We start from the raw sequence: 20,892 nt of genomic DNA on the forward strand, positions 1-20,892 counted from the left end.
CGACTCAGTCGTCACCAACCGTTGTGGCGAATCCACACTGCGTCGATGGTGGGGACGGCGGGGCTCGTCGAGCTGTTGACCACGTGATAGAGGTGATGCTGGGCGGCGGTCGCACAGGCGTGATTCGGGAGGATACGCAAGCGAGTGCCGACGGGAAGGTCGGGCAGGGATCCGGTGGTGCCGGGGCGGCGGGACAGGATGCCGTGTTCCTGGCTGGCTCCGGTCATCAGCAGATCCGGGATGAGACGGCCCGCGAGGTCGGTGACGAGTCCGTAGCCCTGGTCGACCGGTTGGCTCTGGGTGCCGCGGTCGCGCGAGGTGGCCATCCAGCCGCCGTCGGTGATGATCCAGTCTTTGGCGGGTTGATGCCCGATGACGGTGACGACTACCGACAAGGCAAGATCGTCCGGCGTGCAGATGCCGAGTCCTGCCATGACGAGGTCGAAGAAGACGTAGTTGCCCGCGCGGACCTCGGTCACGCCGGTGAGGTCGGTGGCACGGTGCGCGGTCGGGGTCGATCCGATGCTGACGATCGGACAGGACAGCCCCGCGGCGGTGAGAGCGTTTGCCGCGGCGACCGTGACGTCGCGCTCGTTGTCAGCGGCTTTATGTAAAGCATTGGGGGTGAACGCGAAATAGGACTCGCCCGCGTGGCCGAGGACACCGGCGAGATTGTCGTCGAGGATCCGGCCGATCTCGACCAAGGCCGGGTCGTTGGGCGTGATGCCGCCGCGGTGTCCGTCGCAGTCGATCTCGATCAGCGTCGGGATCCGGATGCTGTGGTCGTTGGCGAAGCGGGTGACCGCCTGCGCTTGGGCTGAACTGTCCAGCAGGACAGTGACAATGACGCCGCGGCGGATGAGTGCGGCGACGCGGGGCAATTTGTGCGGGTCGATACCAACGGCATAGAGGATGTCGGAATAACCGGCGTCGGCGAAGTATTCGGCCTCACCAAGAGTGGAAACAGTGATCGGCCCTGGTCCGTCTTTGTGCACGCGTTGGGCGATGTCGGTCGACTTGGTGGTCTTGACATGGAGTCGAAGTGGTACGCCGAGAGTGTCCAGGTGATCGTGCAGCCGCTGGATATTGCGGTCGAGTCGAGCGGTGTCGACGACAGCGAAGGGAGTGTCGGGAGCGGTCAGCGTGATCACGAGTTGTCCTGGCTGTTGTGGGTGTACCGCCGCAGCAGGGCGGCCGCGAGGGTAAGGTCTTGCAGCGCGAAACCGGAGCTGTCGAACACCGTGATGTCCTCGGGTGATCGTCGGCCCTCGGCGGCAGCGGTGAGCACGGCCGCCAGCGCGGTGGGTGTTGTTCTCGCGTGCTGGAATTCGCCGATGGATCGAGACTGGTCCGGCAGGTCGCAGAACAAGCGCGCCCGGTCGTACAGCTCTGGCGGCAGTTCCTGTTTGCCGGGACCGTCGGCGCCCATCGCGGAAATGTGGGTGCCCGGTGCGATCCACGCGGCGTCGAACAGCGGTTCGCGGGAAGTGGTTGCGGTGACCACAATGTCGGCGGCAGTGACCGCGGTTCGCGTCTCGGCCGGTTCGGCAGGCAGACCCGTGTACGCGGTCACGTCCTGGGCGAAGTCGCGCGCGACGCCGGGGCGGCGGCCGACCACGAAGACCTGCTGGATCGGTCGAATCCGGGTGACAGCACGCACTTCATAGAGAGCCTGGTTGCCAGTGCCGATCACGGTCAGGGTGCGCGCGTCGGGTCGTGCGAGCGTGTCGACGGCGAGTGCATCTGCGGCAGCGGTGCGATAGGAGTTGGCGGTCGCGGCCTCGACCACCGCGGCCAAGCGACCGGTCGCCGGGTCGAGTAGCACGATGGTCGAGCTGTGGCGCGGCATCCCGATCTGGTCGTTGCCGGGCCAGAAGCTACCGATTTTGACGCCGACCAGATCGCCCGCCGTGCCGGATTTCAGGGTGAACCGGTTGGCCGGCGCACGATGCCCGATCACCACGGGAAACGCGGTTCCCGTCGCGCTCGCCAGGAAGGCCTCGCGCGCGGCCTGCAACGCGAGTTCCTCATCGATCAGGGACGCAGACACGGACTCGGTGATCAGTACCGGGGCGTCGGCGGGTGGGCGGGTTGCCCGAAAGGCGGTGTCGGTCATGGCTGTTCGCTGTCCTTCTTCACCGTGGCCAGGTCGTTGTAGAGGCCGGTTCGCGAGATGCCGAGGCGCTTGGCCACCCGCGCGGGCGCGCCGCGCAGCGCGAAGACGCCCGCGTCATTCAGCGAACAGACGAGTTCCAGCCGTTGCTCGCGCCCCAGCGCCGATGCGGGCACCGCGTGGACGCGCTCGGCTCGCTCGATCAGGGAGTCGAGCACCTGGTTCAGATCCCCGGAGAAATCCGTCGCGGGCACGGGCGCCTCCGCGACCATGGATAACCCGAGCAGATCCGACAACACGCCGGTGGCCCGATTGATGGCCGAGACGTCGATATTGATGCACAACGCGCCGATCAACATCCCGTCGGCGTGCAGCGGCAGCGTCGTGCATTTCAGCAACCGCCCGTCCTGCGCGCGGGTGAGGTAGCCGACCTCGTTGCGCGCCTCCGCCCCCGCAGCCAGCACCCGCAAACCGATTTCGCTCATGGCACTGCCGACTTCGCGGCCAGTGACCGAACCGGCGACGGCGGCCACGGACCGCTCCGGGTCGCGGTAGTCGTGCAACACCACCTCGCAGCTGCGCCCGAAGGTCGCCGCGATGCCGTCGACCAGGGGCCACATCGCGGCGAACACCGCATCGGCAGTGCTCACCCCTCGGCCATCCCGAAGCCGCCCAGACATACCGCCGGCACGAGCGTCGCAACCATTCCGATGACTCCTTAACAAAGTGTCCAGTTCTGAACAAAGTGTCACACAACGAGCGCGACAAAGCCACCCCGCCGTTCAGCAAGTTGGTGAGACTCAGCGCTATCTCGCGCGACTGCCCACGTTCGTACTTACCGTGAGCCCTTCGTCAGGTCGGCCTCGGCGGCGGCGAGCACCTTCCCGAAGATAAAGGTCACTCCCGGCTTCACCAGAACACGGGTCAGCGTCGCCGCGAAGGGCAGCCGCACTTCCGCGGTCGTCGTCCACACCACCCGCGTGCCGCCGGGCACCGCGGTGAACGTCAACTTTCCGCCTTCGTGACGCGACGGCGGAATACTGCGTTCGACCAGATAGCCGAACTCATGTGGCGGGTCATAGGAGGTGATCCGCTCCTCGAACCACCCCACCACCCAGAGGAGCTTGCGAATCGCGTTGCGGCCGTACGGCGCATCCTCGCCCGGCGTGGCCAGCCGCTGGCGCAAGACAACCCAGGTGACGCGTGGGTAGTTACTCGCGTCGGCGAGCCACTCGAAGACATCCTCGACAGGTGCTGCGATGACACGTTCGATAGTGATGGTTTCCATGGCGAACCTCTCCCCAGCAGGTTCGCCAATACTACGTCCAGTAGTACTTCCGCCACAATGATCTTCGCAGCAGCCGAATCCTCAGTGCGAGGCGCGATCCGGCGGGCCGGGCACGGGTACGACGAGGAGTCCGATGCCGGCCACCGCGAGGAGCAACGCCAACAGGTGCGTGCCGATCAGGAGAGCGAGCGCTGCGAGGAAGAGTGCTCGGCGGCCGGAGATTCGCAGTAGCCGTGCGAAATCGGCAGATTCATCGGCGGGCTCGGCAGGCAGCAGTCCATCAGGGTTTGTGGCAGGATGCGTCGCCACAGCACCTCCTTATCAGCGTTCATTGCGGCTGAGGATTCGAAAACAGCACGCCAGACACAAGCGTCGCCGAACGGCTGGCCTCCGCACAATGCGCAATTCAAGCACCAAGCCTTAGGCAGCGGCATAGGCTCGTGAAGTGCAATACGACCTCGTCGACCTCCGGCTGTTTCTCGCCATCGTCACGGAGGGATCCATCACGGCGGGCGCTCGGCAGATGCATCTGAGCCTGCCGTCGGCCAGCGCCCGGGTGCGCGCGCTGGAGCATCAGGCAGGCCTTCCTCTACTGATCCGCGGTCGACGCGGCGTGCGGGCGACACCGGCGGGCACCACGCTTGCGCGGCACGCGCGAGAGGTGTTGCGGCACACGGCCCGACTGGACAGCGCCCTCGCCGGATACACGAGTTCACCCGAGGCCTCGGTGACATTGCTCGGCGGTGGCGGCGCGATGCACCGGATCATCCCGCAAGCCCTGATCTCGTTTCTGCGCGCGGAGCCCGGCATCGATGTCGTTGTGGCCGAACGCCGTACGCCCGAGATGGTACGGATGCTGACCGACGGTGCGGCCGATCTCGGCGTCCTGATCGACAACGAGGCAGGCGACTGCGGCCTGGAGGTCGAGCCGCTGTGCGACGGCTCGCTGGTGGTGATCGGCCAGGCGGGCGGAATCCTCACCGGGCGAACCACTTCCACCTACCGGGAGGTCGCCGAGCATCCACTGGTCGGCCTGGACACCAGTTCCTCGCTGCAACAGTGGATCGAGCGCAACGCGGGCACCCACGGCGGCCCGCTCCCCCGCTATCGCACCCGTGTCGCGAACCTGACCACCGTGATCACCCTCGTCTCCGCGGGCGTCGGCCTGGCCATCGTGCCGCGCAACGCGGTCGTCGCCGACCCATCCGTCGAGGTGTGCGAACTCTCGGACGCTTGGTCGCGTCGCCACCACCTCCTGGCGTGGGGCGCCACGGCCAAAGCCTCATCGACCGCGCTCGCGGCCCTCGCCGACCACATTCGCCGCGCCGCCGCCGACCAGTCGAACCGTCAGCCCACCGACTCGGTGACCTAGGCAATCCACCAGGACGAGTAATTCAAGGCGTCCTGACACTAGGTCGAGAAATCGAGTACCTGTCTACGCTATTTCCGGCTCTTTGAGCTACCTACGGTCGTGAACGAGAAACTCGGCTCGCCGAGGCGTGATCGCACGCTTCTCGATATCGCAAGACCAGATAGGTGGATCGAAATGTCAGTGGAAGATTATGCACCGGGAAAGGTGGTCGTAGAGCTTACTGCGGATGCGAATGCTCTTGTCTCAGACGTCATCACGGACACGGCCGAAGGGGGCGCCTATATCGGTTTCGGGATCGAAACCGTCGACGGCGTCCTGGCATCGCTGCCCGTGGAGTCGGTCATCCGGCTCTACGCCGAGGTGGAGCCCTACGAAGTGGATCCCGACCTGATCAGCAGCATGCTCGCCACCTATGTGATCCGGCTGTCCGAGGACACCGACATCGACGCCACGATCGAGACGCTCATCCAGCTGGACGAGATCGCCCACGCCGAGCCCGCCGGCCTCTGTGACCTCACGGCCATCCCCAACGATCCGAGCTACGGCGACCAGTGGGGCTTGGACATGATCAACGCGCCACTCGCCTGGGATCGCCAAAAAGGTTCCGACACAGTAAAAATCACGATCATCGACTCCGGCTGCGACAGCAACCACCCGGATCTCGCGCCCCGGCTCGGCACCTCGACGCGCGGCAAGGGCTGGGATTTCTGCGAGAACCCCACCGTCGGCTACGGCTCGCAGCGGGTCGGCGACTTCACCTCGCCCGACGACGACCCCCAGGACGAGCTCGGGCACGGCACGTCCATGGCGGGCATCATCGGCGCCGCCACCGACAACGGCATCGGCATCGCCGGGGTGACGTGGGGTTGCCGCCTCCTGGCGGCCAGGGTCGTGTGCCGCACTATCACCCCGTCCGGTGGCGTCGGCAGCGGCTGCAATACCGATGAGATGGCGAAGGCGATCCAATGGGCGGGCGAGTACTCACAGGTGGCCAATATCAGCCTGGTCAGCCTGATCGGTGACACCAAGCACCTCAGGGACGCGGTCAACTATGCCCTGCAAGCGAATACGACCGTGGTCGCAGGCATGGGCAACGACAATTCCAACATCCTGCGCTATCCCGCCGCCTACGACGGCGTCATCGCCGTCGGCGCCGTCACCAAACTCCGCCTCCAGTGGATCGGCGGCCCGACTAGCGGGTCGAATACCGGAAACCACATGAGCGTCAGCGCGCCGGGCTCGAAGGTCAAGACGCTCGACCTGTACTCGACCTGGGGTTCGCCGCAATACACGGAGGCCACGGGCACCTCGCCGGCGGCCGCCTTCGTGTCCGGCATCGCGGGCCTGCTCTACTCCTGCAACATCAATCTCACCCCGCGTCAGGTGAAGCAGATCATCGAGCAAACGGCCAGTCACAACGTCCCCGACCCCAGCTGGACCTGGCCGAACCCCGTGTACGGCAACGGCATCGTCGACGCCAAAGCCGCAGTTGACCGCGTGATCGACGGCCCGCTGCCCTGATAACGCGGACGAGTAGCCGACTACGCGTGTGCCGGCTCCGCCGCGCACCTAGCGTTCCTGAAGCAACATCCGATGCCAACCGAGGATTCACCATGACTACCAACGCCACCTACACCCTGGCCGGTACCGATCTCCAACTCACCTACGCGGCCGCGTCCGGCGACCTGGAAATCGTGCTCGGCGATACCTTTTCGTTCAGCGGCACCCATCAGGTGCACAGCACGCCGGCCGACCACGAACCGGGCACCGGCAGCGTGCTCACCGGCACCATCGAGCACCGCAGCGCCGGGCGCGGTGGACCGATCGTGCGCACCGCACAGGTCACCGTCTATCTGCCGGACGCACCCGAACCGGATTCGGCGGCAGTGGAATTGGCCGCGACCGGCGCCATGGTGCTCGCCTACCCGGACGCGGGCGGCGATGCCGCACCGCAGTATCAGGCGGTCGCACTGACCGGCACCTTGACCGTCCCCGCGGCAGCGCCCGCCGGACGGTTCTGACTCGCGACCGACGTCATGACGGCGGATCGACGGCCGATGATACCGGCGCTGTTCCGGGAAGCCGTACTGCGCGAGGGCTTTCCGTGCGTCGGCGCCAGGTCCTCGGTCCGCCGCGACCTCTGCCGGATCCGGGTCTACGACGAGTTGGGCGCGGCGGCCAGCGCCCGCGTGGGCTGTCGTGATCTGGCCGATTTCGCGCACGAGCTGCCCGAGGCGGGGTTCGCCTCGTTCGTCGCGGCGTTCACCGGTCCACCGATTACGTCCGAAGCGCATTTCGAAGACCTGCTGTGGCGGCAGCTGCAGCACCTGCACGACTTCGACATCCGGTCCTTCCCTTGGGATTCCGAGGCCAGCTCCGATCCGGCGGATCCGTGGTTCTCGTTCAGTATCGGCGGGCATGCCTACTATGTGGTCGGCCTGCATCCGCTCGCGTCCCGGACGGCCCGCCAATTCCCTTGGCCCACTCTGGTATTCAACCCCCATACGCAATTCGCGCGGTTACGCGAACGGGGCCTGCTGGAGCCGTTCAAACGGCGCATCCGGTCCCGTGACATCGCACTACAGGGCTCGGTGAACCCGATGCTCGATGCCGCGACCGGATCGCAAGCTCGTCAGTATTCCGGTCGCGCGGTGGATCCGGACTGGACTTGCCCGTTTCGCCCGAAAAGCGAGTAGTCGCTACTCGCGCTGGTCCGCCCGATCAGGATCACGCTATCTCAATAATCTCGCACCGGACGTCGGGGCCGTACGAGGACCACAAGCAACACCACGGCAGGAATTTCGACATGGCAGACTTCGTTTCCGGAGTCGGACCGCTCTTCGGTCCGGACTTCGTCGTTGTAACGGTCAACGACGAGACCGGCAAAAGATACGACGTGCAGGTCTATCCCGACGCACACAATCCCGAACTACGACAGGCCGGGCAGCCGACCCAATACTACTTCCAGCCGTCGCGAGTTTACTTGGCGCGCAAGCACGATACGCCCGACGAGTACGACTTCCAGATGACATTGTTCAAGGGCCTGCTCGACGAGGAATCCAGCGTCACCCCGGAAGAACTGCGCGACTCGGTGACCGAGATCGGCGGCGGGTTCTGCACCTTCTCCACTACCTTCGCGATTCCGGACAGTGTGATCGAGGGCGTGCTACAGAAACTGCAGCAGCACGAGCACGGCATGCCTGGGCCTCGGCTCGCGCAGTACTTCAACTATCAGGCCAACGACCCGGCCCCCGTGCTCGGTATCGTCCCGATCACCGACAGCGCGGTGGTGTGCTCGGTGCCCGACCCCGCCGCGGTCGGCAATCTGCTGAAAATGACGGCCCAGTACAGCGGCAAGGGCAGCATCGAGCAGCACGGCATCTCCACCTTCCTGATCAGCTGCAACCTGGTCGCCGCGGGCGCGATCGCCAGCGCGCTGAAAGCGGGCACCTCACCGCCGTTCACCGTCGCCAACACCTTGCAGGAAGCGTTCTACATCAACGGCGTAACGGTCGTGGTGAATATCGACGTGGACAAGGTGTACGACTCGTTCTCGGCCGCGGTGTCCTCGGGTTCGTTCTTCGGGATCACCGACCTCGAGGCCGAATACGCCTACAGTTCCTGCGTCACCTCGGGCGGGGTGACCACGCACATCACCCAGAACGGTGCGATTCTCGACGAGCAGACCAAGAAATGGGTCACCGAGAACGTCGACCTGATGAAGAAGACCGCGATGGATCTGGTCAAGCAGGAGATCTTCGACTGGGATCCGAGCAAGACCGACAGCAAGGCGGCGGCGAACCGCGGCTGGTTCAGCCAAGTCTTCGGCGGCACTTCGGTTTCGCTCAAGTCGACTTACGAGCGGCGCGCCATCCATTTCAACCAGACGCTCATCCTGGATGAGACCATCGCGGTGAGCCAGACCGTCAGCGGCGATCTCAACGATCTGCTGCCCGCGGTGCGCGCGCACCTCGACAGGTATCTGTTCATCATCGATATCGGCGAGTTCTTCAAGAAGATTCAGGTGGCCGCCGCCTGCCAGATCGATTTCAACGCGCAATCGGAGCTGCGCGATCCGCTGCGCGCCGCGCAAATCGAGGTCAGCTATCCCGATTACGCCCGCTCGGTCGAGGACGGTCATCCCAATCTGACCACGCTCGCCCAGGGCCAGCACTATATTCCGGGCCAGGTCACACCGCGCGGTCCGGTGTCGCCCGCGATCTGGACCGACGCCAACGAGTCCGACTACGTCAACATTTCCTTTCTGCGCCTGGACAATCCGGTGCCCGGCTGGCCGACGGACCAGGTCAAGGTGCGCCGCAAGCTGATCTTCGACGGCCGGGACCCGCGGGTGAATCTCTCGGCCGCGATCGCACCGCACGATCCGGCGATCGCCGAAATCGAGGAGCTGACCACCAGCCACAGCCAGATTCTCACCGCCGCCGCGGTCGGTTATATCTTCGTCCGGTTCTTCCCGCATCCGGCGAAACTGCCGCCGAACATCACGGTGTCGATCACGCCGACTATCGGTGCGGATACCTACCCGCCCATCTCGGTGCACCAGGGGAATCAGGCCGACGCGCTGTGGGAGGTGTTCACCGACAAGTACGACGCCGAGAGCGAATTCAGCTACACCATGAAGGTGGTGGTCGACGGTCCGGACTTCCTCGACGAAACCATCATCTACTCCACCGCGACACCGGTGAAAGTTCCACTGCCGCAGGGGCGCATCAAATACGTTCCGTTGCTGGACGCGCCACTGCCGGCTGCGCCGCCCGATAAGGTCGCCGCCATCCGTGACTACGTCAACCGGGCTGTCGCCAGCGCCTGATCGCTTGCGACACAACGGATCTACGGAGAAGACAATGCCCGATGCCATAATCGAGCCGGTCGGCGGCGGCACTGAGGGTGACCGTGATCTTTTGATCGACTACGCCTTCGACGAGTTCGTCGCGAGTGGGGCGACGCCGTGGCTGCTCGCCCGGATCGGCCCCGGTATCTACGACACCAGTTTGTACCCGATGCCGTACCCGCAGGACGGTTGGGATATCCCGTGTTTGCGCTACGAGAGCGGCACTCCCGGTCTGCTGGACAGTGTCTCGGGTCCGAATTGGTATCTGCCCGCGTTCGCCCTGGTCGCCGACGATCCGACGTTCAGCTTCACCGCAGTCCAGTCCGGAGTCGATCCGCATGGCGATCCGTTCAACCGTGCGCAACTGACGTTCTCGGTAAGCGTGATGATGCCGGACAACATCGCTGCGCTCTACCGCGGATCTGCGGGCCTGCCGCCGCGATTGGTCGCCGACCTGGCGGTCCGGCAGTTCACGCTGTCGTTACCGGTGACCGACTCCGCTGGGAACCCGCAGATGCTCACCGCGACGAGCGGCGCGAGCTATACCGACGCCGGAACCATCAGCGCGACTTTCGATCTCATCGGCGATGCGGTAGAGGCCGCCTACGTGCACCTGACCCGGAGCGGCAACGCCACAGTGGAGATCGCCGCCAGCTACAGCGTCTACAAGATGGTCCTGCTCACCGCTCCCGACGTCGGGTTCCCGATACACGGGCCGATCTTCCACGGCTACCAGTTCCGTGTCTTCGGTGACGGTGAACACGGCGGGGGCGAACCCACGCAGCCGGTCCTGGGATCGTTCCGATTCATGCCGGTGACCGCGCTTTTCCACCGATCGACCGCGCTCAGGCTCATGTTCGCGACCGACACCTATCGGAGCCGGTTCACGATCACCGCTGACGGCACTACTCGGCCCATCATCGACAGCTCTGATCTCAGCAAGTTCGCGGGCGTCCGTTCGGAATATCGCGAACTGACCTCGCTCGGCAATGTCTCCGACCGCTACCCATCGCTGCGCAGACTCTACTTCGGTCAGGTCAGCGGAACCGTAGTCGCGGTGCCCGCGGCCTACGGCATCGTTCGGGGCGCCAAAGGTGTTGCCGCGGTCTGTGATTCCATCGTCGACGACTCGCCCGACACGCTCACCGGCTGCCGCTTCCATTTCACCTTCCTGCTCGCGCCGCTGGCCGATCCGATCGATCTCGCGCAGTTGGCCGCCGACCTCCCCGGCATACCGGAGGCCGTTGGCCGACGGCTGCGGCTCACCCTGCCGGCCGGGCTCGATCCGCGTCATCCCGGGACACTGGACGGGTTCCCCGCCGCGACAGCGGCTTTCGCCGACGGCGTAGGTGCGCACACAGTGCAGGTCGGTGTCGATATCACCGACAGCCAACCCACGCCGGCCACCACCACTGTCAACCTGTTCCTCCAACAGCTCGCCACTAGGGGGCCGGCACCGTTGTTCGGCGCGCTCGCGATCCGGCTCGACGATGCGTTCCCCGGGCTGGTACGGACTCAGGCGGTGTTCAATCTGTACCAAACGGCAGACTCCGATGATCTGACCGCCACTATCGTCTCGGCCGCCACTCCGGTAGTCCAGGCCACCAACCGGGGGCCGCTCGATCTGGTGCTGCACCGATTCGCGTTACTCGGCCCGGCCCAGCCGACCGTCATCGGCTTGTCCGACCGGGTGCTGGCCGCCGAACAATCGAGCACGTTGCCGGGTGATGCCGCGCAAGCGACCGCCGCCGTCGTTTCGCGCACTCTCAATGTTCCGGTACCACTGCCGAAGTCGGCCATGCGTAACTACGTCACCTTCAATACGACCACCATCCAGCAGGTGCAGCATCCGCTCACCATCAACGCCGCGGGACTGAACTTCGACGCCGACGGCATCACCCGCATGGACATTCAGATCTCGGTCGACGACGATCCCCGGATCGCGATACCCGCACTCAGCTTGAGCCCGGGACATCCGATCGACTTCGTGCACGTCTTGATTCCGCTCGGCTCCGCCGTCACCGGCCTGAACTGCACCGTCGTGTTCACCCTCACCACCACCGCGGGCCCGCGAGCGGTGAGCCGTGCTCACGATTTCGTCGACGAACCGATCTTCGTCGTCACCGGCAACACGCTCACTTGACGAAAGACGCCACCATGCCAGACCCCGCCGGGCCCCTCTTCGGGCCGGATGCTCTCGTATTCCCCTTCGGTACCACCGATTTCGACCTCCGCGTCTACCCCGACGCACGCAATACCGAACTCGCGGCCGCCGACCAGCCCACCCGGTATTACTTCCAGCCCGCGACGGTCTTCCTGGCCCACCGTGACGTCGGACCCGAGCTGGACTTCTCGATGTCCGCCCTCGCCAAGCGGCCCCGCCCCGACGCCCCGGCGATCGAATACCTCGGCGGCACCTGCACTTTCGCCACCACTCTTGCCCTGCCCGAGTCCGTGCCGGCCGAGATCCTCGGCAAGATCGTGCGCCACGATCATCCCGACCCACCCGCCCGCATCGCGCACCTGGTCAACTACCGCCCCAACGCACCGACTCCCGAACTAGTGCCGGTACCGATCACTCGCAATGCCGTGTCCTGCACGGCGGCCCACACCCGAGCCCTCTCCCGCAACATAACGCTCACCGCCCAATACAGTGCGACCGGAAGCATCGAAATCCACGCCCACAACACCTTTCTCGTCTCCTGCGACGCCGCCGCCACCGAGGAAATCGTGCGAAGCCTGCACAACGCGACCGCGCTACCGATCACGGTGACCAACACTCTCACCGAGCAATTCGACACCGGCACAGAATCATTCACCGTCGAGCTGCAAGTGGATCTCGACAGCCTGTACACCGCCTGCACAGCGGACGGCAGCGTCACCGCAACGGACGTCTACCGAGCAGGCCGAGCCACCAACGCAATCCAACACACAATCACCGACTCCACCGAGCACCCCGTCGAAGCCACCCTGAACAACTGGCTCGACCACAGCGATGCCTTCCCGGCAACCGTCTTCGAGATGGTCGCCGACCAGCTATTCGACAACGGACCGAACGGGCCAACCCTGAAGCCCACCCGCGCACCGTCGAGATCCGTACTCCGGCACTCATCGACACTGTCCGGCCAGATCTCGACCCAGCAGACCGTCCAAGCGGAATTCGACGACCTGCGCGCAGCGGTGAACGACGACATCAACAGCTACCTGACCGTCCTCGACATCGGAATCTAAACTGGGTTGCAGGTTGTGGGGTCGGTGGGGTTGGCTGGGGGTCCCATGGCGCACATAGATATCGCGGATCTCGAATACTTTCTCCCCGATGGGCGACAGCTGCTCGATGGGGTCGGCTTTCGGATCGGCGAGGGGGTCAAGGCGGCGCTGATCGGGCCGAACGGGACCGGGAAGACGACGTTGCTCGGGCTTGTCGCCGGCGATCTGACTCCTGATGGCGGTGCGGTTACCCGGTCCGGGAGTCTGGGCGTGATGCGGCAGTTCGTGGGTCAGGTCGATGATGATTCGACCGTGCGTGACCTGCTGGTGGCGGTTGCGCCGGACGCGGTTCGCAAGGCCGCGACCGCGCTCGACGACGCCGAGAACGCGCTGATCGAACAGGACGAGCAGGCGACGCAGCTCGCGTATGCGCATGCGCTGACGGATTGGGTGGATGTCGGCGGGTACGAGACCGAGACGTTCTGGGATCGGGTCACGATGGCCGCGCTCGGCGTGCCGTTCGATCAGGCCAAATGGCGGGCCGTGCGCACGCTCAGCGGCGGTGAGCAGAAGCGGGTTGTGCTGGAGGCGTTGTTCGCCGGACCGGATGAGTTGCTGTTGCTCGACGAGCCGGACAACTATCTGGATGTGCCCGGCAAGCAGTGGCTGGAACGAAGGATCGCCGAATCGGACAAGTCGGTGCTGTTCGTCAGCCACGACCGTGAGCTGATCGCGAACGCCGCCACCAGGATCGTCACCCTCGAACCCGGCGTCAACGGCGCGACCGCATGGATTCACGGTGGCGGTTTCGCCGGATATCAGCAGGCCCGCGAGGACCGCAATTCGCGCCTGGCCGAGCTGCGCAGACGCTGGGACGAGGACCATGCCAAATTGCGTGCGCTCGTGCTCCGCCTTCGGGAGAAGGCCAAGTTCAACGACAGTATCGCGGCCCGCTATCACGCCGCGCAGACCAGAATCGCCAAGTTCGAGGCGGCGGGCCCGCCCGAGTCGGTTCCGTTGCGGCAGAACGTGTCCGTGCGGTTGCGCGGCGGCCGGACCGGTCGGCGCTCGCTGGTGTGCACGCAACTCGAACTCACCGGATTGATGCGGCCGTTCGACGCCGAGATCTGGTACGGCGATCGCGTTGCGGTGCTGGGCGCCAACGGATCCGGCAAATCACACTTCCTGCGGCTGCTCGCCGCGGGTGGCACCGATCCCGACCTCGCACACCGGCCCATCCAGGACATCGACCTCGCGCCCGTGCCGCACACCGGCACCGCCGCGCTCGGCGCCCGGGTCCGCCCCGGCTACTTCGCACAGACCCATTCCCGGCCGGATCTGTCGGGCCGAACACTGCTGGAGATTCTGCATCTAGGCAACGAACACCGTGACGGCATGGGCCGCGAGGCCGCCAGCCGGGTGCTGGACCGATACGGGCTCGCCCGCGCCGCCGAGCAGCGCTACGACGAACTCTCCGGCGGCCAGCAGGCCAGGCTGCAGATCCTGCTGCTCGAACTGTCCGGGGTCACCATGCTGTTGCTCGACGAGCCGACCGACAACCTGGACCTGCACTCCGCCGACGCGCTCGAACAGGGCATCGCCGAGTTCGCGGGCACGGTCATCGCCGTCACGCACGACCGCTGGTTCGCCCGCGAGTTCGACCGTTTCCTCGTATTCGGTTCCGACGGTGCCGTTTACGAACGCGACACACCGGTCTGGGATGAGACGCGAGTCCACCGCTCACGGTAAGGCGTTGCGCCAGTGGCGCATTCAAGCAACGTCCGGGGTGTCACCCGAGGCGAGCGCGTCCTGCAAGGAGTCGAACACGTCGAGTATCCCGTCGAGCCCGGTCACTTCGATCGGGCGTCGCACCTGCGCCGACGCGACCACTCGCAGTCCGTCCTTCGCGGCCGCTTCCACCGCGAACAACAGCACGCTGAGCCCCGCGGACCCGAAGAACCGCACGCCCGACAGGTCGACCACGAGCAGCGCCGGTTCGGCGCCGAGCGCATCCTCGATGCCCGATTGCAGCTGTGGCGCCGAGGCCGCGTCGACCTCGCCGCCGACGGTCAGTATCGCCGCCGAGTCGACCCAGTTCAGCTGCACCTGCAACGCGCGAGACTCGGCGCTCATCGCGCTACCGCTGCGGCGGTGGCACCGCGCGTTTCGTTGAGTTCCGCGGGCCAGGTGTCCATCGGCATCACCATCTTCATCGTCAGGTCAGATAACCTATGCCATCTGGAATAGATTTGTTGTAGCACTATCGACAAGTCAACGCAAGTGCCTAGAATAGAAAACCTGACAAGTACCTACAGATGAGGAGAGCGATGCCCCAGGAGATCCAGCAAGGCGCACACCTGCCCGAGCCCGGCCAAGCGGTGTACGGAATCTCGGTGGCTGCCGACCTCGCCGGCATCGGCGTGCAAACACTGCGACTCTACGAACGCCACGGCCTCCTCACCCCGGCGCGCAGCAACGGCGGCACCCGCCGGTACAGCAGCGACGACATCGCCCGCCTGCAACGCATCGCCACCCTGGCCGCGACGGGCGTCAACCTCGCAGGCATCGCCCGCATCCTCGACCTCGAAGACGCCAATGCCAACCTGCACACCGACAACGACCGCCTGCGCGGCGACAACTCCGCGTTGCGTGAGACCAGCCAAAGCCACAGCGAGACAACAGGATAACGAACGCAGTTCCGTTCAGGGCTTGCGCAGGATTCCGCCGTATTCATAGACGTTGGTGCGACGCTCGGTGGCACCGACGTACTTGAGCAGTGGCTCCGGTACCGATTGCAGCGGCGGCTGGTTCGGGTCGGGACGCCAGTCGACGAGATTGCGCAGACCCGGGTCGACCGGTTCGAGACCGTCGAACAGCGCGTCCACCTCCGCAGGTGTGCGGCTCTGCCACGGGATGCCGGAGTTGTCGATCTTCGCGGCGAACGACCTACCTAGCTCGGCGTCGTCGCTGACAACCTGGGAGAAGACGAGGTGACTGCCCGGCACCGCGACCGTATCGATGATGTGCCGCAACACACGTCGCGCACCCTTGCCGACCTTGTCGGCGTCCTTGAGATGATGGCCGACCGACAGATACAGCACCGCGACCGGCTTGGTGAAGTCGATCAGGCCTTCGACATCGGGATCGGCGAGAATCGTTTCGGGCAGGCGCATGTCGGCTGTCACGACCGTGGTGCTCGCCCGGGAATCGGCCAGCAGCGCGCGGCCGTGCGCCAGGACAATGGGGTCGGCATCGACGTAGGCGACCCGCGCGTCCGGATCGAACCGCTGGGCGACCTGATGCACATTGTTATCCGTCGGCAGCCCGCACCCCATGTCGAGAAACTGGCTGATCCCCGCTTCCTGCACCAGGTAACGGACCGCGCGGTACAGGAACTGCCGGTTCTGCCGCGCGATATCGACGCACTCCGGAAATCGGCCCAACATGTAGAGCAGGATGTCTTGGTCGGACGGATAAATATCTTTCCCGCCGAGCATCCACCCATACACCCGCGCCGAAGAAGGGCGGTTGAACGAAACCGCCGGACCGCCCCTATTACCCGAGCTCATGGGTACGTCCTCTCGCCCTGCGCCCTGCGGCCGAACGGTGGCTCCACTATGGCTGCTGTACCACCGCCGCACGCGCCCAACGAATATATCCGTACTCAGGTGATTTAGACGCAAACTGCCGACTTTGCCCCGAACCGTTGTCGGCAGGAAAGGTCACCGTGGCGACGGCCACAAAGTCCTCCGGTGACCGGACGAATCTGCCCAGTTGTGGCCGGACCTGTTGACAAGGTCAACAACGTTAGGTGACGATGGATGCAGCAGCATCGCTGTGCCCTCCCCTCCTTGTGGCGAATCTTTCTCTCCCCAAATCCGTTTCGACAATTGTCGATGTGCAGCCCTGATCCCGTTCTTCGGGGATCGGGGCTTTGTTCGTTCACGGACACGACAGCCATCAGGCGGACACCGTAGCGCCGAGCGCACAGCCCCGCATTCCCGCAACGCACACCGGTTCGACCTGGTTCGGCCGTGTTCCAAATCCCCTGAGGTGCAACGAGATGACCAATTCTGGCGCGGATTCGCCCATCCCGCCCTTCATTCCCGGCCGGTTGACCAGCCCAGCGGTCGATGACAGGTCCGATGGTGCAGGCGGCAACACATACACCTTCCATCGCATGAATCCACGCTCGGCCGCGCGGATGATCGAGCGGATCGAGGCCCGCCGCGGCCTGACCGAACAAGCCCAATCTCTCTTGCAGACAACCGATTCCACACCGTCGTTCGACGCTGCACAGGTTCCGGATCCGATCCCCCGAATCGTCCCGGATGCCGCGCCGGTCATCAAGCCGGTCAGCTTCGAAACCGGACTGGGCGCGCCCCCACCCGCCAACGAACAGGAACGCGCGCAACAGAACCAGGCTCGCGTCGAGGAGAACCAGCGATACTGGGATCAGCGTGCCCAGATGCAGCCGACGCCGGCACCGTCTCAAACGAATCCGCCTGCGCCGACAAAGGATTCACCCAAACCGAGTACGCCACCTGCTCCGCAGCAAACGACACCGACTGCCCCGGGGCCAGCCCAGCCTGCCCGCGATACACCTACCGACCCCGCCACGCCCCAGGCGGAACTGCCGCCCACGTTCGACCCCCGCGCGGTCCGCCTGAATCCGGTGCTGCAGCAGTTCTACAACCTCGATGGCACCCGCCGAACCCCGACGCCACCTCCGGCGCCCGCGTCACCGGCCGCCCAGCAGGCCTACAACGATCTGCCACCGGCACAACGGGCCGTAATCGATCAGACAGTCGGCGGCCAGATCACCTTCGAGCGAAAGCCCGACCCCCAGTCGCCGCCGCCCGGCCGCCCGGTACCGGATCAACCGCAGATCGATCCCGCCCTGCGCGCGAAACTCGAAAAGCTTGGGCTGCAGCAGCTTTACAATCTCGACGGAACATCCCCGCCCACCGAGTTGCAGGGTGTCGGAGGGGGAATCACGGCCATGACGATCACTCCACTGCCCGCGCCCGGCCAGGTACAGGTACTGCCCGGCGGGATCGTCCGCCTCAACGACACAACCACGACCGAGGACGGCCGGTCCACCACCCGCACGATCATCACGCAGATCCCGGGGATGGAACCGCTGGTCGACGTCGTATCCCACCAAAACATCAATCCAGAAGCGGGAATGTTCCCGACAGATCCGTCGGAGCTACCGAAGCACGGAAAGCCCGCCGTCAACGCGGATCCGTTCACCGGCTGGAAGTGGCAGGGCATCGGCGGCGAGCTGGGCCCCAACCCCAACGGGTTGCTGTATCAGCAATGGGATCTCATCGATGACAAGGGCCGCACAATGCGCCGGGTCTACGCAACCTTCATCGAAGGAAAACTGCTCAGCACCGAAGCCGTCGACGACTGGCCACGCGGCGACTGGTCCCCCGCAACCGGCGTAAAACTCCGCACCGACCCGATGGTGCGCGGCACCAACTACCAGAACGGCGTCCCAGTCGAGTACTACACCTACGACCAGCACGCGACGAAAGTCCCGCGAGACCCGAACTATCTGGACCCAGGAACCGCGAACGTCGACCTCGCCGCCGAGGGCATAATCTTCTCGGTTCTGCCTGTGCCCTACGGCGGTATCACGAGGATGGTCTTCCGAGCCGGCGAGTTCGTTGTCGATGGGGTCGCATCAGGTGTCCGAGTCGTCAAAGGCGCGACCGTCACTGAAAGCGGGACACAGACTGCTGCCGGAACGAGTCGCGCAGCGGAATCGACGACAGGCATCGGGGCAACGGCTGGGCCGGAGGCCAGCACGCCGGAGGCGCGACGCGGCCTGCCAAGTCCGGAGAACGCTGGTATAGGTTCATCCGCCTCGAGAACAGCGACGGGACGAGCCGAATCGGACGCTACGGCAGAGGCCGAAATAACTACCGCACCGCCACGGAATCCAAGCCTGACTGGGACTTCCACTGCCGAGTCGGAGGCTACGCCTGCGGCGACTATTCCGGGCGGGGCTTCGCACCTGCCACAGCCTGGCATAACCCAACCGACTTCCGCCCTCGACCGGAACCCGGGTTTCGCTGGCGGCGAGTATCAGCCAAGTCAGGCCGAGCAGGCTATGAACAATAGCAAGATAGTAGGTAGTCCAGAGCCCGTCGCCGGAAGCAACACAAACCTCGCCTTCACAGTCACCCTGGATATCGGCTCGTCCAGTATCTACAAACCGATCTTCGGGGAATCTCTCGCGGGCCGTATCGGAACTCCGGTGCCAATGGGCTATAACGAGGTCTTGGCAGCACGCATCGACGAGATATTGGACTTCGGGCTCGTACCGCCCACCGGGCTGATTGCGGGCCCTCGCGGGACCGGTTCAAATCAGCTTTGGATGGAAAGCATTGCCTCGCTGCCATACGTCAGGTATCCACGATCCCAGCGAGAGCGAATGGCGGTTTTCGACTACGTGATAGGCAATGCGGATCGTCACTACAAGAACTTCCTTACCGATCCCAACGGAAATCTTATTGCCATTGATCACGGCCACTCATTTCCGTTTACTCCTGATCCGATCGCAGGCATCCGGTCAGACTTTGTCTATAACTTTGTGGGTGTCAACCTTAGTCCGGAGATGATGGCGAAGGTGCGCGCTGTCGATACGCAGCATCTCCGAATAGCATTGAAAGACACGGGTTTACCCGCAGCATCGATCGATGGCGTGCTCGCGCGGTTGGCCGAGATTCGTACACATGGCCGGATCACCGGAGACGCATGGCCCGGTATCATCAATCCGGGGAAGATTCCACCGGCTGCCCCACCTGCTACCGGCTCGGTTTCTCCGCCGAAGAATCCGATCGACCGGAGCCTCCTGCCACGTCAACCGTTCCGCCCCAACGATGATCAGAAAGACGACACGAAATGACGGAGTACACACCGACCGTAGTGGCCATGTACAACTTGGGCAACAGAGAAAATCTGCCAATAGCAGAATACCGCCTGTCGGCCGATGGTCGGGCAGAACTGATCATCCTGAACCAGGAACAGGCCTACGCTCCTCAGATGCTGTACGAGGAGGGCGTAGAGATATTCGCAGAGCGACGGTACGTGCTGCCAGACGAAGGGCCCGCTTTTATGCGCGCATTGCTGCTGCCGTCGTCGAGCTCAAGCTACATCCAATTACACGACAAGAGTCCGCAATCGGGCGAATGAAAGCTGCGGTGGCGGTCAGGAACTGCAATAGAAAGATGACACGGAATGACCGAGTACACACCGACCGTAGTGGCTATGTACAACCTGAGCCACAGAGAACTTCGGCCGATAGCAGAATTCCGCCTGTCAGTCGATGGCCGATCAGAACTGGTCATCCTTGATAAAGAACAGTCCAATGTCGCCCGATGGCTATACGAGGAGGGCGTGGAGATCTTCGCGGAGCACCGCTATGTACTACCCGACGACGGGCCCGCCTTTATGCGCGCATTGCTACTGCCATCACGCTCAAGTTATATACAGCTGTGTGACGAGAGTCCCCAACCAGGCATGAAGGCCGCCGACGGGCAGTAAGTCGGTCAAGGAGGCAGTAAACAGTGCGATGATGATCAGAAAGATGACACGGGATGACCGAGTACACACCGACTGTGGTGGCCATGTACAACTTGGGCAACACAGAAGATCGGCCGATCGCAGAGTTCCGTCTGTCGGCCAACGGCCGAGTAGAGCTGATTATTCTCAACAAGGAACAGCCCTACGCCGCCCAGTGGCTGTACGAAGACGGTGTGGAGCTCGTGGGTGAGCGCCGAACCGTCTGGCCTGATGATGACGGGCCCGCCTATATGCGGGCATTGCTGCGGGCGAGGACCTCGAGCTACATGGTGTTGCGTGACGAGAGTCCGCAATCAAGCGGGTGAAAGCCGCAGCGGCACAGAGCGCCGGTCAAGAACTGCGATACACCGGTGGACGAGTTCCGGTGTGCTTCGAGAAGGCAGTTGATAGGGCGCCTGGACTGGCGAAACCGCAGCGCAGCGCCACGTGGCCGACGGTCAGGCCGGTGTGGCGCAGCAGCT

21 protein-coding genes are annotated in these 20,892 nt (G+C 64.5%); 13 read left to right on the forward strand and 8 right to left on the reverse strand.

Annotated elements, in window-relative coordinates; translation table 11 throughout:
* Nucleotides 1-11 precede the first annotated feature (11 nt).
* The 5 genes from ACFWF1_RS30645 to ACFWF1_RS30665 form a co-directional block, all read right to left on the reverse strand.
* Nucleotides 12-1,151: a DSD1 family PLP-dependent enzyme gene (locus tag ACFWF1_RS30645; protein WP_379281413.1), complete on the reverse strand. Its 1,140-nt coding sequence runs from the start codon at nucleotides 1,149-1,151 to the stop codon at nucleotides 12-14.
* On the reverse strand, nucleotides 1,148-2,116 hold the full coding sequence (locus ACFWF1_RS30650) for an ornithine cyclodeaminase family protein (protein ID WP_379281412.1): 969 nt from the start codon (nucleotides 2,114-2,116) through the stop codon (nucleotides 1,148-1,150). The genes ACFWF1_RS30645 and ACFWF1_RS30650 overlap by 4 nt, the downstream gene beginning before the upstream one ends.
* Nucleotides 2,113-2,763 carry a transcriptional regulator gene (locus ACFWF1_RS30655; protein ID WP_379281411.1) on the reverse strand — a complete coding sequence of 217 codons (651 nt, stop codon included), beginning with the start codon at nucleotides 2,761-2,763 and terminating at the stop codon, nucleotides 2,113-2,115. Before ACFWF1_RS30655 ends, ACFWF1_RS30650 begins: the two co-directional genes overlap by 4 nt.
* 185 nt (nucleotides 2,764-2,948) lie before the next feature.
* Nucleotides 2,949-3,401 (reverse strand): SRPBCC family protein, encoded by a 453-nt coding sequence (locus tag ACFWF1_RS30660; protein ID WP_379281410.1) that lies wholly within the window; start codon nucleotides 3,399-3,401, stop codon nucleotides 2,949-2,951.
* An 81-nt stretch (nucleotides 3,402-3,482) separates the two neighbouring features.
* Entirely contained in the window at nucleotides 3,483-3,710 is a 228-nt protein-coding gene (locus ACFWF1_RS30665; RefSeq protein ID WP_379281409.1) for a hypothetical protein, read from the reverse strand.
* A 136-nt stretch (nucleotides 3,711-3,846) separates the two neighbouring features.
* Between ACFWF1_RS30665 and ACFWF1_RS30670 the strand changes: the two genes are divergently transcribed.
* From ACFWF1_RS30670 to ACFWF1_RS30705, 8 genes are all read left to right on the forward strand, one after another.
* Complete coding sequence (locus ACFWF1_RS30670; RefSeq protein WP_379281408.1) at nucleotides 3,847-4,773, forward strand: LysR family transcriptional regulator; 927 nt, start codon at nucleotides 3,847-3,849, stop codon at nucleotides 4,771-4,773.
* A gap of 174 nt (nucleotides 4,774-4,947) precedes the next feature.
* Nucleotides 4,948-6,294, forward strand: coding sequence for a S8 family serine peptidase (locus ACFWF1_RS30675; protein WP_379281407.1), 1,347 nt, complete (start codon nucleotides 4,948-4,950; stop codon nucleotides 6,292-6,294).
* Nucleotides 6,295-6,386: 92 nt separating this feature from the next.
* The gene (locus tag ACFWF1_RS30680) at nucleotides 6,387-6,794 is read left to right on the forward strand and encodes a hypothetical protein (RefSeq protein WP_379281406.1); all 408 of its coding nucleotides are present in this window, start codon (nucleotides 6,387-6,389) and stop codon (nucleotides 6,792-6,794) included.
* A 15-nt stretch (nucleotides 6,795-6,809) separates the two neighbouring features.
* On the forward strand, nucleotides 6,810-7,469 hold the full coding sequence (gntA, locus tag ACFWF1_RS30685) for a guanitoxin biosynthesis heme-dependent pre-guanitoxin N-hydroxylase GntA (protein WP_379281405.1): 660 nt from the start codon (nucleotides 6,810-6,812) through the stop codon (nucleotides 7,467-7,469).
* A gap of 110 nt (nucleotides 7,470-7,579) precedes the next feature.
* Nucleotides 7,580-9,604, forward strand: coding sequence for a hypothetical protein (locus ACFWF1_RS30690; protein WP_379281404.1), 2,025 nt, complete (start codon nucleotides 7,580-7,582; stop codon nucleotides 9,602-9,604).
* 34 nt (nucleotides 9,605-9,638) lie between these two features.
* Complete coding sequence (locus ACFWF1_RS30695) at nucleotides 9,639-11,768, forward strand: hypothetical protein (RefSeq protein WP_379281403.1); 2,130 nt, start codon at nucleotides 9,639-9,641, stop codon at nucleotides 11,766-11,768.
* A gap of 14 nt (nucleotides 11,769-11,782) precedes the next feature.
* On the forward strand, nucleotides 11,783-12,856 hold the full coding sequence (locus ACFWF1_RS30700) for a hypothetical protein (RefSeq protein ID WP_379281402.1): 1,074 nt from the start codon (nucleotides 11,783-11,785) through the stop codon (nucleotides 12,854-12,856).
* A 45-nt stretch (nucleotides 12,857-12,901) separates the two neighbouring features.
* Complete coding sequence (locus tag ACFWF1_RS30705; protein WP_379281401.1) at nucleotides 12,902-14,584, forward strand: ABC-F family ATP-binding cassette domain-containing protein; 1,683 nt, start codon at nucleotides 12,902-12,904, stop codon at nucleotides 14,582-14,584.
* 21 nt (nucleotides 14,585-14,605) lie between these two features.
* On the opposite strand, the gene ACFWF1_RS30710 is transcribed toward ACFWF1_RS30705, so the two are convergent.
* Nucleotides 14,606-14,968 carry an STAS domain-containing protein gene (locus tag ACFWF1_RS30710; RefSeq protein WP_379281400.1) on the reverse strand — a complete coding sequence of 121 codons (363 nt, stop codon included), beginning with the start codon at nucleotides 14,966-14,968 and terminating at the stop codon, nucleotides 14,606-14,608.
* A gap of 194 nt (nucleotides 14,969-15,162) precedes the next feature.
* Here ACFWF1_RS30710 and ACFWF1_RS30715 point away from each other — a divergent pair, with 194 nt between their 5' ends.
* A complete protein-coding gene (locus ACFWF1_RS30715; protein WP_379281399.1) occupies nucleotides 15,163-15,522 on the forward strand; it encodes a helix-turn-helix transcriptional regulator in 360 nt (119 codons plus the stop codon).
* A 15-nt stretch (nucleotides 15,523-15,537) separates the two neighbouring features.
* Here ACFWF1_RS30715 and ACFWF1_RS30720 read toward each other — a convergent pair whose 3' ends face one another.
* Complete coding sequence (locus ACFWF1_RS30720; protein WP_379281398.1) at nucleotides 15,538-16,404, reverse strand: SAM-dependent methyltransferase; 867 nt, start codon at nucleotides 16,402-16,404, stop codon at nucleotides 15,538-15,540.
* Nucleotides 16,405-16,898: 494 nt separating this feature from the next.
* On the opposite strand from ACFWF1_RS30720, the gene ACFWF1_RS30725 reads away from it, so the two are divergent.
* Genes ACFWF1_RS30725 through ACFWF1_RS30740 form a run of 4 tightly spaced genes read left to right on the forward strand, consistent with a single transcriptional unit; the run spans nucleotide 16,899 to nucleotide 20,736 of the window.
* Entirely contained in the window at nucleotides 16,899-19,754 is a 2,856-nt protein-coding gene (locus ACFWF1_RS30725; protein ID WP_379281397.1) for a hypothetical protein, read from the forward strand.
* Nucleotides 19,751-20,041 carry a hypothetical protein gene (locus ACFWF1_RS30730; protein WP_379281396.1) on the forward strand — a complete coding sequence of 97 codons (291 nt, stop codon included), beginning with the start codon at nucleotides 19,751-19,753 and terminating at the stop codon, nucleotides 20,039-20,041. Before ACFWF1_RS30725 ends, ACFWF1_RS30730 begins: the two co-directional genes overlap by 4 nt.
* 45 nt (nucleotides 20,042-20,086) lie before the next feature.
* A complete protein-coding gene (locus tag ACFWF1_RS30735) occupies nucleotides 20,087-20,392 on the forward strand; it encodes a hypothetical protein (protein WP_379322239.1) in 306 nt (101 codons plus the stop codon).
* Between the two features lie 53 nt (nucleotides 20,393-20,445).
* Complete coding sequence (locus ACFWF1_RS30740; protein ID WP_379281395.1) at nucleotides 20,446-20,736, forward strand: hypothetical protein; 291 nt, start codon at nucleotides 20,446-20,448, stop codon at nucleotides 20,734-20,736.
* A gap of 25 nt (nucleotides 20,737-20,761) precedes the next feature.
* Here ACFWF1_RS30740 and ACFWF1_RS30745 read toward each other — a convergent pair whose 3' ends face one another.
* Nucleotides 20,762-20,890: a helix-turn-helix domain-containing protein gene (locus ACFWF1_RS30745; RefSeq protein WP_379322241.1), complete on the reverse strand. Its 129-nt coding sequence runs from the start codon at nucleotides 20,888-20,890 to the stop codon at nucleotides 20,762-20,764.
* Nucleotides 20,891-20,892 lie beyond the last annotated feature (2 nt).

This window comes from Nocardia sp. NPDC060255 (assembly GCF_042727395.1).
GTDB lineage: Bacteria > Actinomycetota > Actinomycetes > Mycobacteriales > Mycobacteriaceae > Nocardia.

What these genes read in the sequence shown, in the direction of transcription:
- ACFWF1_RS30700 (WP_379281402.1), top strand. Translation starts at nt 11,783, where the DNA reads ATGCCAGACCCCGCCGGGCCCCTCTTCGGGCCGGATGCTCTCGTATTC.
- gntA (WP_379281405.1), top strand. Translation starts at nt 6,810, where the DNA reads ATGACGGCGGATCGACGGCCGATGATACCGGCGCTGTTCCGGGAAGCC.
- ACFWF1_RS30735 (WP_379322239.1), top strand. Translation starts at nt 20,087, where the DNA reads ATGACCGAGTACACACCGACCGTAGTGGCTATGTACAACCTGAGCCAC.
- ACFWF1_RS30695 (WP_379281403.1), top strand. Translation starts at nt 9,639, where the DNA reads ATGCCCGATGCCATAATCGAGCCGGTCGGCGGCGGCACTGAGGGTGAC.
- ACFWF1_RS30650 (WP_379281412.1), bottom strand. Translation starts at nt 2,116, where the DNA reads ATGACCGACACCGCCTTTCGGGCAACCCGCCCACCCGCCGACGCCCCG.
- ACFWF1_RS30740 (WP_379281395.1), top strand. Translation starts at nt 20,446, where the DNA reads ATGACCGAGTACACACCGACTGTGGTGGCCATGTACAACTTGGGCAAC.
- ACFWF1_RS30715 (WP_379281399.1), top strand. Translation starts at nt 15,163, where the DNA reads ATGCCCCAGGAGATCCAGCAAGGCGCACACCTGCCCGAGCCCGGCCAA.
- ACFWF1_RS30690 (WP_379281404.1), top strand. Translation starts at nt 7,580, where the DNA reads ATGGCAGACTTCGTTTCCGGAGTCGGACCGCTCTTCGGTCCGGACTTC.
- ACFWF1_RS30705 (WP_379281401.1), top strand. Translation starts at nt 12,902, where the DNA reads ATGGCGCACATAGATATCGCGGATCTCGAATACTTTCTCCCCGATGGG.
- ACFWF1_RS30710 (WP_379281400.1), bottom strand. Translation starts at nt 14,968, where the DNA reads ATGAGCGCCGAGTCTCGCGCGTTGCAGGTGCAGCTGAACTGGGTCGAC.
- ACFWF1_RS30720 (WP_379281398.1), bottom strand. Translation starts at nt 16,404, where the DNA reads ATGAGCTCGGGTAATAGGGGCGGTCCGGCGGTTTCGTTCAACCGCCCT.
- ACFWF1_RS30725 (WP_379281397.1), top strand. Translation starts at nt 16,899, where the DNA reads ATGACCAATTCTGGCGCGGATTCGCCCATCCCGCCCTTCATTCCCGGC.
- ACFWF1_RS30680 (WP_379281406.1), top strand. Translation starts at nt 6,387, where the DNA reads ATGACTACCAACGCCACCTACACCCTGGCCGGTACCGATCTCCAACTC.
- ACFWF1_RS30675 (WP_379281407.1), top strand. Translation starts at nt 4,948, where the DNA reads ATGTCAGTGGAAGATTATGCACCGGGAAAGGTGGTCGTAGAGCTTACT.
- ACFWF1_RS30730 (WP_379281396.1), top strand. Translation starts at nt 19,751, where the DNA reads ATGACGGAGTACACACCGACCGTAGTGGCCATGTACAACTTGGGCAAC.
- ACFWF1_RS30660 (WP_379281410.1), bottom strand. Translation starts at nt 3,401, where the DNA reads ATGGAAACCATCACTATCGAACGTGTCATCGCAGCACCTGTCGAGGAT.